At 50.7% G+C, this 13,930-nt stretch carries 10 protein-coding genes; all 10 read right to left on the reverse strand.

Annotation, left to right across the window (positions count from 1 at the left end):
• Window positions 1-79 precede the first annotated feature (79 nt).
• The 10 genes from fusA to nusG all read right to left on the reverse strand — a co-directional run bounded on the left by fusA (window position 80) and on the right by nusG (window position 13,866).
• Complete coding sequence (gene fusA, locus E3J62_07535; protein ID TET45437.1) at window positions 80-2,158, reverse strand: elongation factor G; 2,079 nt, start codon at window positions 2,156-2,158, stop codon at window positions 80-82.
• A 24-nt stretch (window positions 2,159-2,182) separates the two neighbouring features.
• Window positions 2,183-2,653: a 30S ribosomal protein S7 gene (gene rpsG / locus E3J62_07540; protein TET45438.1), complete on the reverse strand. Its 471-nt coding sequence runs from the start codon at window positions 2,651-2,653 to the stop codon at window positions 2,183-2,185.
• A gap of 9 nt (window positions 2,654-2,662) precedes the next feature.
• The gene (locus E3J62_07545; protein ID TET45439.1) at window positions 2,663-3,061 is read right to left on the reverse strand and encodes a 30S ribosomal protein S12; all 399 of its coding nucleotides are present in this window, start codon (window positions 3,059-3,061) and stop codon (window positions 2,663-2,665) included.
• Between the two features lie 14 nt (window positions 3,062-3,075).
• On the reverse strand, window positions 3,076-7,119 hold the full coding sequence (rpoC, locus tag E3J62_07550; GenBank protein ID TET45440.1) for a DNA-directed RNA polymerase subunit beta': 4,044 nt from the start codon (window positions 7,117-7,119) through the stop codon (window positions 3,076-3,078).
• A gap of 18 nt (window positions 7,120-7,137) precedes the next feature.
• Window positions 7,138-10,902 (reverse strand): DNA-directed RNA polymerase subunit beta, encoded by a 3,765-nt coding sequence (rpoB, locus tag E3J62_07555; protein TET45441.1) that lies wholly within the window; start codon window positions 10,900-10,902, stop codon window positions 7,138-7,140.
• A gap of 99 nt (window positions 10,903-11,001) precedes the next feature.
• Window positions 11,002-11,361 carry a 50S ribosomal protein L7/L12 gene (locus tag E3J62_07560; protein ID TET45445.1) on the reverse strand — a complete coding sequence of 120 codons (360 nt, stop codon included), beginning with the start codon at window positions 11,359-11,361 and terminating at the stop codon, window positions 11,002-11,004.
• 70 nt (window positions 11,362-11,431) lie between these two features.
• Window positions 11,432-12,028 (reverse strand): 50S ribosomal protein L10, encoded by a 597-nt coding sequence (locus E3J62_07565; protein TET45442.1) that lies wholly within the window; start codon window positions 12,026-12,028, stop codon window positions 11,432-11,434.
• Window positions 12,029-12,077: 49 nt separating this feature from the next.
• Entirely contained in the window at window positions 12,078-12,782 is a 705-nt protein-coding gene (locus E3J62_07570; GenBank protein TET45443.1) for a 50S ribosomal protein L1, read from the reverse strand.
• Window positions 12,769-13,209, reverse strand: coding sequence for a 50S ribosomal protein L11 (rplK, locus tag E3J62_07575; protein TET45444.1), 441 nt, complete (start codon window positions 13,207-13,209; stop codon window positions 12,769-12,771). Before rplK ends, E3J62_07570 begins: the two co-directional genes overlap by 14 nt.
• A gap of 12 nt (window positions 13,210-13,221) precedes the next feature.
• Complete coding sequence (gene nusG, locus E3J62_07580; protein TET45446.1) at window positions 13,222-13,866, reverse strand: transcription termination/antitermination factor NusG; 645 nt, start codon at window positions 13,864-13,866, stop codon at window positions 13,222-13,224.
• Window positions 13,867-13,930 lie beyond the last annotated feature (64 nt).

The following is a 13,930-nucleotide window of genomic DNA, read 5'->3' on the forward strand; positions in this document are numbered from 1 at the left end:
CTTCGTCCTCTCAAACTTGGCCTTGGCCATACTGTCCTCCTCGGACTAAGAATATATCCTATAGGTCCTATAGGACCTATCAAAACCCCCTCAAACTCACCACCAATTTATCCAGCATGTTGCCTGGAACGGCTTCATAGCTTCCAAATTCCATCGTGAAGCTCGCCCTCCCCTGAGTCAAAGATCTCAAGGAACTCGCATAACCGAACATCTCGGCAATAGGAACCTCCGCCCTGATCACCTGGCCCGCCTTTCTGTCAAATACTTCCTGAACCTTCCCCCTTCTCCCGTTCAGGTCAGCCATGATCTCGCCAAGATACTTTTCGGATGTCGTCACTTCAAGCCTCATTATCGGCTCAAGGAGTGTTGGCGCCCCTTTCTCGAGAGCGTCTCTCACTGCCATGGAGGCCGCTGCTTTGAAGGCAATCTCAGTTGAAGCATGCTCATCGAACCTCCCTCCCGTCAGATCGACTTCAATGTCCACCATCTCATACCCTGCAAGAATGCCAGTTCTTAGCGACTCTTCGATACCAGACCGTATGATCGGAACGAACCCTGCTGGAATAACCTCAGGCGAACATTTGTTCTCGAAAACGAAACCGGAGCCTCTGCTGCCTGGTCTGGCTTCCAGGGTCACCTCAGCGAACTGGCCACCGCTTCCAGTCTGCTTCTCAAATCTCCCCTCTCCCTTTGACAAGCTTCCCAATGTCTCCTTGTATGCGACCTTTGGCTTACCCACATTGACGTTGACCGAGAATTCTCGAACCATTCTGTCAACAAGAACCTCCAGATGGAGTTCCCCCATTCCCGAGATCAGGGTTTGCCCCGTTTCGGCCTCCTCACTCACCACAAACGTGGGATCCTCATCTGACAGCCTGTTCAGGACTTCATTCATTCTTTCCTGGTCTTTTGACGTCTTCGGTTCTATGGCAATCGATACCACCGGCTCCGGGAAGATAGGCTTCTCAAAAAGGATAGGCTTATCTTCACTGCAAATTGTGTCGCCGGTACCACTCCACTTGAGCCCCACCAAAGCTGTTATGTCGCCGGCATGAATCTCCATAAGCTCCGTCTTCTTGTTCGCATGCATGAGCAACAACTTGGAGGCACGTTCCTTTCTGGAATTGGTTGTATTCAAGAACCTCTTCCCCACCCGAAGCTTTCCAGAATATACCCTGATGAAACTGAGCTTGCCCACGAATGGGTCGGACTGAACCTTGAACACAAGTGCGGAGAAAGGCTCTTTGCCGTTTGCATGTCTTTCTTCTTCCTCATTGGTACGCGGGTTGATTCCGCAGATCGGAGGAAGATCAACAGGTGAAGGGAGGTACCGTACTGTAGCGTCTAATAGCATCTGTACTCCCTTATTCCTGAGAACCGCACCACAAAGGACAGGAGAAACCTGAGCCTTCAAGGTACCAACTCTCAGCGCTCTGTGCACATCTTCCGGCGGAACAGAGACTCCCTTGAGATACTTCTCTGTCAATTCATCGTCGAATTCGCTTGCAGCCTCAAGCATCGCATCTCTCATCTTTCGCGCTTCAGATTCATACTCTTGCGGAATGTCTAACTCCTCAAATCCCATCCCCTCACCCTCTTCTTGCCACACGTAGGCCTTCATCTTTACCAGATCGATCATGCCGCGGAAGGTATCCTCGACTCCCAGAGGGATCTGGATTGGCACCGGCGTACGGTCCAACCTTTCTCCCATCATCTCGACGGTGGCAAAGAAATCGGCACCAATTCTGTCCATCTTGTTGACGAATGAGATGATGGGAACCTCATACCTTGAGGCCTGTCTCCACACCGTCTCGGACTGCGCTTCCACACCCCCGACTCCGCAGAAGATGCAGATAGCTCCGTCTAAAATTCTCAGAGAACGTTCAACCTCGGCCGTGAAATCGACATGGCCCGGTGTATCTATGATATTAATTCTTCGTCCATTCCAGTAACAGGTAGTGGCCGCGGAGGTTATGGTTATTCCCCGCTCTTTCTCCTGCCGCATCCAATCCATGGTGGCAGTTCCTTCGTCCACCTCCCCAATTCTGTGCACCTTCCCCGTGTAGTATAATATCCTCTCGGTGGTAGTCGTCTTGCCGGCATCTATGTGAGCGAGTATGCCTATGTTTCGAATATTGATAATGTCTTGTTCTTCCATAACCAGTTCTCATTATACCTTTATCTACCACCTGAAGTGGGCAAAAGCCTTGTTGGCTTCTGCCATTCTGTGAGTATCTTCCCTCTTTTTCACCGCTGTACCCTCGCGATTTGATGCAGCAATCAATTCTCCTGCCAGCTTTTCACGCATCGTGTGCTCTGACCGCACTCTAGCAGCATGAAGTATCCATCTAATTGCCAGCGCTGTCCTCCTATCAGGCCTCACCTCAATGGGAACCTGGTACGTAGCACCGCCAACCCTTCTTGGTTTGACCTCAAGGACGGGCTTCACGTTGCCTATTGCTTTCTCAAAGACCACCATGCCGTCCTGTTTTGTCTTCTCAGCGATCAAATCCAGGGCTCCGTAGAAAATCTTCTCCGCCACCCCTTTCTTCCCCTTCTTCAGTATGTTATTGATAAATCTGGTGACCAACACACTCCCATATTTCGAATCTCCCGCCCTCTTCTTCTTTTCTGGCCTTCTTCTTCTGGGCATTTGCTCCCCTTACTTAGTCTCTCCAGCGATTTTGGTCCGTTTGGGCCTTTTGGCTCCATAAAGCGACCTGCTCTTCCTCCTCTCGTCAACCCCGCTGGTGTCAAGAACCCCCCTGATAATGTGGTATCTTACTCCAGGCAGGTCCTTTACCCTTCCCCCCCTTATCAGGACGATTGAATGCTCTTGAAGATTATGACCTTCGCCAGGTATATAACAGGTAACCTCGAAACCATTGGTCAGTCTAACCCGAGCCACCTTTCGCAGGGCGGAGTTTGGCTTCTTCGGAGTGGTAGCATAGACCCTTGTACACACACCCCTTCTCTGCGGTGATCCCATCAGAGCAGGGACCTTCGTCCTTTTCGTTATCTTCTTTCTTCCTTTTCGAACTAACTGGTTAATCGTGGGCATATCTTTCTCCTCATCTATCCTGCAGCCTTTGTCTCTTCTTCCACCTCAGGGGCCACCACTTTCAGATCCCTATACTCTTTCATGCCCGTTCCTGCAGGGATCAGGCTCCCCATGATCACATTTTCCTTCAGCCCCAGAAGACTATCTCTCTTTCCATGGATGGCAGCGTCGGTCAGCACCTTGGTTGTCTCCTGGAAAGACGCCGCCGATATGAAACTCTCGGTCGTCAGTGCGGCCTTGGTTATTCCCAGAAGAAGAGGTCTGAAGGTAGCCGGCTTACTACCGTCTTTCATAACTCTCCCATTCTCATTCTTAACCTGAACCTTATCGAGTGTCTCGCCTTCAATGAATATTGTATCGCCTGGATCTTCTATCCTCACCTTCTGGAGCATCTGTCTAACAATTACGCCAATGTGTTTGTCGTCGATACTGACGCCCTGAAGCCTGTACACCTCCTGTATCTCATTGACCAGATACTCCTGAACGGCAGTGGCGCCCTTTATGCTCAGAATGTCGTGAGGATTGATTGGTCCTTCACTCAGTTTGTCTCCGGCAGTGACCCTCTCACCCTGATGAATTCGGAGATGCTTCCCAAAAGGAACAGCATACTCCTTCTCGTCTCCACTATCACTCGTAACCACTATCGTTCTGTAACCCCTCTTGGGCTCTCCAAAGGAGACGATTCCGTCTATTTCTGTGACCGTCGCCTGATTCTTCGGTTTCCTCGCCTCAAAGAGTTCAGCAACTCTGGGAAGACCACCGGTGATGTCCCTCGTCTTAGTCACCTCTCTTGGTATCTTGGCAAGAATATCGCCAGGAACGACACTCTGCCCTTGCTTCACAAGAATGTAGGCACCTGTGGGCGCATCTGAACTGGCCGTCTTCCTGCCCTTTGGACTGACCACATTTATCTTTGGCTGAAGAGTCTTCTCCTTCTGCTCGATAATGACCGGCTGTCTTCTTCCAGTCCTCTCATCCAATTCCTCTCTTAGAGTAACCCCTTCGACGATGTCTTCGAATTCCACCTTACCCTTGGCCTCAGAAAGTATGACCAAGCTGTAGGGGTCCCATTCAAAGAGTGTATCACCTTTCTTCACATCTTGACGGTCTTCTATTTCAAGTCTTGCCCCGTATGGAATCTTATACTTCTGTTTTCCCTTTGGCATCGTAACAGTGAGAATCCCACCTCTTGAGAGGCTAATTAGTTTTCCGTCGGCTCCTCTTGTAAGTTTCGTGTTTTCCAGCTTCACTTTCCCTTCCGCCTTCGCAGATATTTTCGACTGCTCAGCTATCCTGACTGCTGTGCCGCCGATGTGAAAAGTCTTAAGTGTGAGCTGGGTCCCCGGCTCTCCTATCGACTGTGCAGCCATGACTCCCACAGCCTCACCGAGCTCAACCACATCGCCTGTGGCCAGGTTTCGACCATAGCACTTTCTACACAGCCCTCTCTTTGCCTCGCACGTAAGAACGGAGCGTATCTTCACTTTTTCGATGCTGCACTCCTCTACCTCTTTCGCCTGGGCCTCTCCAATCCCGTCGCCTGCGTTGACGATTACATCATCTGTTATGGGGTTTATGATGTCTTCAAGTGCAAACCTTCCCACAATCCTGTCCTTAAGGGCTTCTATCACTTCCTCGCCCTCTTTTATGGCTCTTGTCTCCAGACCCAGGATTGTTCCACAGTCCTCCTCAGTAATTATCACATCCTGCGCAACATCCACCAACCTCCTGGTCAGGTATCCCGCCTCGGCCGTTTTCAGAGCGGTATCTGTCAGACCTTTTCTCGCACCGTGAGTCGAGATGAAATATTCCAGAACCGTCAGGCCCTCTCTGAAGTTTGAGGTGATTGGGGATTCTATGATCTCTCCCACCTGCCCGGTAATCTTCTTCTGAGGTCTCGTCATCAGGCCTCTCATGCCAGCGATCTGCCTCACCTGTTGAGCTGAACCCCTCGCACCGGAGTCGGCCATCATGAAGATTGGATTGAAACCCTCCCTGTCCGTTTTCAATGCTTTTAGAGTCGCATCACCAACACTGGTCGTAGCTCTTGTCCATGTGTCAATGATCCGATTGTATCTCTCACCGTCGGTTATCCTCCCCTTCGAATGGTCAGCCTGAATGCGTGACACCTCTTCCTGGGCTTCCTTGATAATATCCTTCTTTTCTGCAGGAACAATCATGTCATCAATTCCGATAGTCAAACCCGAAAGCGTAGCATAGTGGAACCCCAAGTCCTTCAATCTGTCCAGGAAGATGGCAGTCTCATGAGGCCCTAGTTTCTTGAAAACCTGTGATACAAGATCAGAGAGCTTTCCCTCATCAAGAAGATCGTTTATGAATGCCACGCCTTCAGGGAGAATTTCATTGAAAAAGACCCTACCGGCCGTGGTCTCAATTATTTCACCATCCCATTTTATCCTTATCTTTGAGTGCAGGCTGATCACCCCAGCCTCCATTGCATGCCTGACTTCGTCGGGAGAGACGAACACACTTTCTCTGAGCTTCTCTCCGGGCCTCTCCTTTGTGAGATAGTAGAAACCAAGGACGATATCCTGCCTCGGGGCTGCCAGGGGCCTCCCGTTGGCTGGTGAAAGGATGTTGTTTGTAGAAAGCATGAGCACAAAACACTCTATCTGTGCTTCGAAAGAGAGTGGAACATGAACCGCCATCTGGTCTCCGTCGAAGTCTGCGTTGAACGCATGGCAGACAAGGGGATGTATTCTTATCGCCTTCCCCTCAACCAGAACAGGCTCGAATGCCTGTATGCCCAATCTGTGCAGGGTCGGCGCTCTGTTCAAAAGCACTGGATGGTCTTTCACTATCTCTTCCAGTATCTCCCAAACCTCGGGGGATTCTTTTTCCAGAAGCCTCTTGGCGCCTTTTACTGACTGGGCATGACCTCTATCCTCCAGTTTCTTGATTATGAATGGTTTAAACAGCTCCAGGGCCACGGTTTTTGGAATACCGCACTGGTGGAGCTTCAGCTCTGGACCGACCACGATCACGGATCTGCCGGAGTAGTCGACCCTTTTGCCCAAGAGATTCTGCCTGAATCTTCCTTGCTTTCCCTTCAGCGAATCAGACAGGGATTTTAGCGGCCTGTTCCCTCTGCCCTTTATCGCTCTGGCCCTTCTGCTGTTGTCCAGCAGCGCATCTACCGCCTCCTGCAGCATTCTCTTTTCGTTTCTCAGTATTATCTCTGGAGCTTTGATAGAAACGAGATTCTTGAGACGGTTGTTTCTGGTTATTACTCTTCTATAAAGGTCGTTCAGATCTGAGGTGGCATATCTTCCGCCCTCAAGTGGAACCAAGGGTCTGAGGTCTGGAGGAATGACAGGCAACACCTTCAATATCATCCACTCAGGTCTGTTGCCGGAATGTCTGAAGGCCTCAACTGTCCCAAGACGTTGCAAGAGCTTCCTTCTCCTCTCAACCGAGGTCTCAACCTTCATATGTGCTCTCAGGTTTGCCGAGAGTTCGTCAAGATCAAGGTCGGCCAGCAGGTCTTTTATCGCCTCAGCTCCGATCCTGGCGGTCATCCTTTCGCCGAATTGCTCCAGAAGCTCTGCGTACTCGTCCTCACTCAACAGAGTTCCCTTTTTCACAGGAGCGTCCCCGGGGTCAGTAACAATATAGGACTCATAGTAGAGCACCCTCTGCAGCTTCCCAATGGTCATGTCCGCCAGGAGCCCTATGCGACTGGGGACAGCTTTGTAGAACCAGATGTGGGCCACGGGCACAGACAGTTCTATGTGGCCCATCCTCTCTCTTCTCACCTTGGAAAGAGTGACTTCCACTCCACACCTGTCACAGATTACACCCTTATACCTGATATGCTTGTACTTACCGCAGTTGCATTCGTAGTCTTTTACAGGTCCAAAAATCCTCTCGCAGAAGAGACCGTCCTTCTCTGGCTTTTGCGTGCGGTAGTTGATCGTCTCCGGCTTGGCAACTTCACCGTACGACCAGGACCGTATGATCTCGTCAGAGGCCAGTCTTATCTGAATGGCGTCAAAATCCGTGGGTCTTACAACTTTTTCTCCCACGTCTCTAATCACAGCGTCCTCCTTCCCGAGCTACTCCTGCCGCTCGAGCAAGACATCAAGACAAAGTCCATTCAGTTCCTTAATGAGCACATTGAAGGAAGCTGGTAGACCAGGCTCCGGGGGATTTTCACCCTTGACGATCGACTCATAAAGTTTGCTTCTGCCGACCACATCATCCGATTTGACGGTAAGTATCTCCTGTAGAGTGTGGGCAGCACCATATGCCTCCAAAGCCCAAACTTCCATCTCACCAAATCTCTGTCCCCCAAGCTGCGCCTTACCTCCCAGAGGCTGCTGGGTTATCAGTGAATAAGGCCCGGTCGAACGGGCGTGGATCTTATCGTCCACCATGTGCGAAAGCTTCATCATGTATATGAATCCCACCACAATATCCTCAGCGAAGGGCTTACCAGACCTGCCGTCGATCAATCTAGCCTTCCCATTGGCGGGCAGCTTTGCCTTTGCCAATTCCTGCTTTATTTCTTCCACAGTAGCCCCTTCAAACACCGGAGTAACATACGTTAAGCCAAGTGCCTTGGCAGCCCAACCGAGATGCGTCTCAAGAATCTGACCCACGTTCATTCTTGAGGGCACACCCAGAGGATTGAGTACAATCTCCACCGGAGTCCCGTCCTCCATGTACGGCATGTCCTCGTCCGGTACTATCTTTGCTATTACCCCTTTGTTGCCGTGTCTCCCAGCCATCTTATCACCGACGGAAAGCCTCCTCCTCTGAGCGACAAACACTTCCACCTTCTTAAGGACTCCCTGCGGGAGCTCATCGCCTCTCTTTGCCTTGTCTATCTCGTTGTTCTTGTCTTCGTCTATCTGGTGCAAGATTTCCTCTGCGACACTCATCACCTGATCAATCTTGGATGCTATGGGCTTCTCTTTCACCACTTCGTAGGGGATATTCAGTTTGCAGATCTCCACCTCGGACAAATTCTTCTCCGAAAAGGTGGTTCCCTTCCTGATTACCACAGTACCAGTTCTGTCTCTCACGCTTTCGTTACACTGTTTCCCTAGAAGTAGAGAGCACAGTTTCTCTCTTTTCAGTTTTTCAATCCCCCTCTTCTGCTTGTCTGCGTCCTTCCTGACCTCTTCAATCTTCCTCTGTTCCTTCTTCTTGTCTATGTTGGTATTTCCCTTGCGGGAGAAGACCCTCACATCTACGACAACGCCGGTAACGCCGGGTGGAACCCTCAACGAGGTATCCCTGACGTCAGACGCCTTTTCACCGAAGATGGCCCTGAGAAGCTTCTCTTCTGGAGTAAGCTCTGTTTCGCCTTTGGGCGAGACCTTGCCTACCAGAATGTCTTCAGAACCGACTTCTGCACCAACTCTGACTATTCCGTCCTCATCAAGGTTCCTCAAAGCCTCTTCGCCAACGTTGGGTATCTCCCTGGTTATCTCCTCTGGTCCAAGCTTTGTCTCACGCACCTCGCACTCAAACTCTTCTATATGAATGGATGTGAACTTGTCATCCTTCAACAGCCGTTCACTGATCACCACGGCGTCCTCGAAGTTGTAGCCGCCCCACGGCATAAAGGCAACCAGAACGTTCATCCCCAAAGCAAGCTTCCCATCCTTTGTGGCAGGGCCATCTGCGATGATGTCTCCTGCTTTCACCTGCTGCCCCTCTCTAACCAGGGGCCTCTGATTCACGCACGTGTCTTGATTCGTCCTTTTGAACTTGGTCAACCTGTATCTGTCCAGGCTGTACTCCTCGAGAATGCCAGCGCCCTTTTCCTTTGGCCTTATGACTATCTCATCCGATGCGACCCTCTCCACAATACCAGACCTCTCGGCTACTACGACCGCCCGCGAGTCAATGGCAATCCTTTTCTCTAGCCCAGTCCCAACAACAGGATTCTCAGACAGAATCAGTGGCACGGCCTGGCGCTGCATGTTGGAACCCATTAGAGCCCTGTTCGCATCGTCGTGTTCAAGAAATGGTATAAGAGCGGCAGCAGCACTCACTAACTGCTTTGGAGAAACATCCATGTAGTCGACTTCTTCAGGTTTCAATACAGGATAGGCATCTCTTTTCCTGCTAAGGATGCGGTTCGAAATCATTTTCCCCTTGCTGTCAAGAGGAGTGTTGGCTTGGGCAACGGCATATTCTTCCTCATCATCGGCGGACAGATACTCTATCTTTCTTGTTACATGCCCTCCTTCCACTCTTCTGTAAGGAGTTTCGATGAACCCAAGCTCATTGATCCTAGAGTAGGTACAAAGCGAGGAGATCAGACCAATGTTGGCGCCTTCAGGAGTTTCTATTGGACAGATCCTTCCATAATGAGAATGATGGACGTCTCTCACTTCAAATCCTGCGGTCTCCCTCGTCAGGCCGCCGGGCCCCAGCGCAGAGAGCCTCCTTTTGTGAGTCAGTTCAGTCATGGGGTTGGTCTGTTCCATGAACTGAGAAAGCTGACTCGATGCAAAGAAACTCATGACTATGCCGGCTATCAATCTTGCATTTATCAGCTCTTGAGGAGTTAAGGAAGACGTATCCCTCAGAACCATCCGCTCTCTTATTGCTCGAGCCATTCTTGAAAACGCAACATTCATCTGGTTTTCCAGGAGCTCACCCACTCTTCTCACCCTCCTGTTGCCCAGATGATCTATGTCATCAAGAGATCCTTCACCTTTCCGTAGACCAAGCATGTACTTGATGGCCCCCACAATGTCTTCCCGGGTGAGCGTGGTCACGTTCGAAGCCACCTTGAGACCCAGTTTAGAGTTTATCTTGTGCCTGCCCACAGTCTTCAGTTCATATCGCCGAGGTGTAAAGAACATTCTATCAAAGAATGCCCTGGCAGCCTCATAGCTGGCTGGCAGGCTACCTCTCAAGAGGAAATGTATCTTCTCCAACGCCTCCTTCTCTGATCTCGTCGAATCTTTGGCCAGGGTAGAACGCAGGATCGAGATATCAGTCTCGTCTTCTTCAGTTATCACGTCTATCTTTTTCACCTTCTTCTCTTGAAGAAGCTCTATCAGCTCGGGCTTGATCTCGCTCAGTGCTTCGCAGATCACCTCTCCGGTTCTAGTGTTCACCACGTCTGTCGAAATTATTCTTCCTACCAGTTTGGACTTCTGGGGACTCTTCTTGGAGTCGACAGCGAGCGTCTCCTTACCACAGAAGAGGCCAACGATGCTGGAGGTCGAAGAAAATCCGATGGCCCTCAGAAGAATGGTCGCAGGAAACCTCCTCTTCTTGTCCAGGCTCACCAGAAGGATATCGTTCGCGTCTGTGCTGAATTCCATCCACGATCCTCTGTACGGGAGAAGTTGAGCAGCATATAACATCTTACCGCTAGGATGAAGTGCCTCCGTGAAGTATGCGCCCGGAGAGCGGTGGAGCTGGCTGACAACCACCCGCTCTACCCCATTAACAATGAATGTCCCTCTCGATGTCATGAGGGGAAGGTCTCCAAGAAAAACCTCCTGCTCGATTATGTCTCTAGCCCTCTCATCCTCCTTATCCTTGGTGATAAGCCTGAAGGTGGCCACAAGAGGCCTGGCGTACGTGACACCCTTTCTCTCAGCTTCTTCGTCTGAATACTTGGGTCTGCCCAGCCTGTAATTCATGAACTCGAGAGTGAACCTTCCGTGTATGTCCTCTATGGGGAAGATTTCCGAGAGCACTGCCTGAAGCCCTTCCTTCTTTCTCTTCTCAGGCGGGACACTAGCCTGGAGGAACCGGGCAAATGACTCAAGCTGAACCTCTAGAAGGTCAGGCAGGTCAAGCGCAGACCCTATTTTCGAAAAACTTACTGTGAGATCGTCCTTCATCTTTCCACCTACCTACTTGGCTCTACGAACTCGCTAATGCGACATCCGAAGGATTAGGTCTCTATTTTCGATTTTCCATTTTCTATTTTCGCCTGTCGGTTATTCTAGTTCCACGGTGGCCCCGACGTCGATCAGCCTTTTCTTGATCGACTCAGCCTCTTCTTTGGAAACCTTTTCTTTGATAGGCTTTGGAGCATTGTCCACTAGGTCCTTGGCTTCCTTCAGACCGAGATTGGTAAGCGCACGCACCTCCTTTATCACCTGGAGCTTCTTATCCCCAAATGAGGTGAGAACTATCGTAAACTCAGTCTGTTCCTCTTTCAGCTGCGCCTCTGCTGCCCCAGCTGGAGCAACCGCAGCCTGTAGGACCGGAGCCTGTGCAGTCACTCCGAATTTCTCTTCCAGGTCTTTTACAAGGTCGGCCAGTTCGAGCACAGTCATCTTTTCAACAAGCTCCATCACCTTCTCTCTATTCCCTGCCTTCTTTGCTATTGTTGTCTCTTTTGCCACCACTATCTCTTCTCCTGGTTTAAGGTTGCTCTTTCCCTTGCTCCAACTCCTCACTCTTTTTTTCTTCTGGCTTTTTCTCAGCCTCACCCTCACGCTGTTCTGCGCCTTTCACCTCGCCTATCTGTGTAAGAACATATAGAAACTCCCTCAACACAGACCTCAGGACTTCTGCAAATCTGGAAATCGGCGCCCCCACCTGCATGAGAAGCTGCGAAAGCAGAACATCTTTGCCGGGAAGAGTGGCGATTCTCTTCACCTGATCTGGGCCGATAACCTCTCCCTGGAAGACACCCCCCTTTATCGTGAGCTTCCCAGACTCTTTGGCGAAGTCGTTGATGACCTTGGCCGGAACCGCGGGATCGTCATAGCCAAAAGTGAAGCCGTTCGGACCAGTAAGATAGGGCAGGAGCGGCTCCAGATCAGCCTTGGATGCGGCAAACCGTGCGAGAGTGTTCTTCGCCACCCTGTATACGACCGAGCTATCGCGACAGCGCCTCCGCAGCTCTGCCATCTCCTCCACGTTCAACCCCGTGAAGTCGCTAAGAACCACCGCCTGGGCTTTCTTGAACATCTCAGTCAGTTCTTCTACAGTCCTTTCTTTCTCAACTCTTGCCATTTTCTTCTCGTTCTAGATTCTATTTTCGATTTTCGTGTTTCAGTCTGGCTTAGCGACTTGCCGCAAGTTGGACATCCTTGAGATCGACATGTATCCCGGGCCCCATTGTGGAACATATTGAAATGGACCTTATATAGGTACCCTTTGCGGTCGCCGGCCTCAATCGTATGGCTTCCTTCAAGAATTCAAGGCCGTTCTCATAAAGCTTTTCAGCATCAAATGAGGCTTTGCCTATCGGAACGTGAAGATTCGCGCTCTTGTCCAGCCTGAACTCAACCTTCCCCTTCTGTATGGCTCGAACAGCCTTACCCACTTCGAAAGTTACCGAACCTACCTTCGGATTGGGCATCAGGCCTCTTGGTCCCAAAATCTTGCCGAGCTTGGCAACTGAACTCATTATGTCAGGAGTTGCCACCACAGCATCAAAATCAAACCAACCAGACTTTATCTTCTCCATGTACTCATCCGATCCAACGTAGTCGGCTCCTGCCTCCTGTGCCTCCTTCTCTTTCTCTCCCTTGGTAAGTACGAGGATTCTGACCTTCTTCCCTCTTCCATGCGGCAACTCAACCGTTCCTCTCACCATCTGGTCGGACCGCTTGGGGTCCACGCCCAGTTGGACATTCATTTCTATGGTCTCATCAAACTTGGCTTTGGAAGTCTCCTTAACCAGCGCCACAGCGTCCCTCAGAGCATAGAACCTGCTGGAGTCGACCTTGCCCGCCAATTCCTTGTAACGCTTAGACGGTTTCATCTTCCTCAATCCTTATGCCCATACTCCTGGCTGTACCGGCTATCATGCTCATTGCAGCCTCAATGCTTGCGGCATTGAGATCCTTCATCTTCTTTTCAGCTATCTCTCTTAATATCTTCTTCGGAACCATCGCCACCTTCAGCTTGTTGGGCTCGCCAGATGCCTTTGCCAAACCGGCCGCTCTCTTTAGTAGAATAGCGGCCGGTGGAGATTTCAGTATAAAAGTAAAAGATCTGTCTTTATAGATTGTGACCACGGCCGGTATGATAAGCCCCTCTTTCCCCTGGGTCTTGGCATTGAACTGCTTGCAGAACTCCACAGCGCTCACACCGTGCTGGCTCAGTGCAGGCCCCACAGGTGGCGCAGGCGTTGCCTGTCCTGCCGGTATGTGTAGCTTTACCACTTGCAGTACAGTTTTAGCAGCCATCCTTCACCTCTGTCATATTGGCTTCACCTGTGTGAAATCGAGTTCAACAGGTGTAGCCCTGCCGAATATGGTTACCATCACCTTCAACTTACCCCTCGAGGGATAGAGATCCTCGACCACTCCTGTGAAGTCGGTGAACGGGCCTCCTGCCACTTTAACAGCCTCTCCCCGCTTGAACGGTATCTCCGAGGAGACTGTCCCCCTTTCAGTCTCAACTGCCGTAAGAACGCGTTTGACCTCCCCATCCTTCAGGGCCTGCGGCTTCAGTTTGGTGCCTAGAAAACCCATCACGCCGGGAGTGGTGCTGACCAGTCTCAGTGTTTCCTCCTCCATTTCCATCTCGATCAGTATGTAGCCGGGATAAAGCTGTCTTTCAACGATGTGCCTCTTGCCGCCCCTTATCCTGGAGACATTCTCAGTGGGAATCAGTATCTGCCCAAATTTATCCGAAAGGCTGGAAGACTTTATCTCTTCAGCGAGCAACCTCTTCACCTTCTTTTCAGATCCACTGAGGGTGTGTACTATGAACCAACTCAAGTTTTCAGAGCTTGTCTCTGTCACCTCAGAGCCTGTCTCTTTCTTTTCAGGACCTATCTCTTTCTTCTCAGAACCTGTCCCTTTCTCCTCAGAACCTGTCTCTGTCTTCTCAGAATCCATCTCTTTCTTCTCAGAGCCTGTCTCTTTCTTTTCAGGACCTATCTCTTTCTTCTCAGAACCTGTC

The sequence above is a fragment of the candidate division TA06 bacterium genome (assembly GCA_004376575.1).
In the GTDB taxonomy this organism is placed as follows: Bacteria; Hydrothermota; DG-26; order E44-bin18; family E44-bin18; genus E44-bin18.

Excerpts from the sequence above, each read along its gene's own strand:
- fusA (TET45437.1), bottom strand. The coding sequence starts at position 2,158 with ATGGAAGAACAAGACATTATCAATATTCGAAACATAGGCATACTCGCT.
- rpsG (TET45438.1), bottom strand. The coding sequence starts at position 2,653 with ATGCCCAGAAGAAGAAGGCCAGAAAAGAAGAAGAGGGCGGGAGATTCG.
- E3J62_07545 (TET45439.1), bottom strand. The coding sequence starts at position 3,061 with ATGCCCACGATTAACCAGTTAGTTCGAAAAGGAAGAAAGAAGATAACG.
- rpoB (TET45441.1), bottom strand. The coding sequence starts at position 10,902 with ATGAAGGACGATCTCACAGTAAGTTTTTCGAAAATAGGGTCTGCGCTT.
- E3J62_07560 (TET45445.1), bottom strand. The coding sequence starts at position 11,361 with ATGGAGCTTGTTGAAAAGATGACTGTGCTCGAACTGGCCGACCTTGTA.
- E3J62_07565 (TET45442.1), bottom strand. The coding sequence starts at position 12,028 with ATGGCAAGAGTTGAGAAAGAAAGGACTGTAGAAGAACTGACTGAGATG.
- E3J62_07570 (TET45443.1), bottom strand. The coding sequence starts at position 12,782 with ATGAAACCGTCTAAGCGTTACAAGGAATTGGCGGGCAAGGTCGACTCC.
- rplK (TET45444.1), bottom strand. The coding sequence starts at position 13,209 with ATGGCTGCTAAAACTGTACTGCAAGTGGTAAAGCTACACATACCGGCA.
- nusG (TET45446.1), bottom strand. The coding sequence starts at position 13,866 with ATGGATTCTGAGAAGACAGAGACAGGTTCTGAGGAGAAAGGGACAGGT.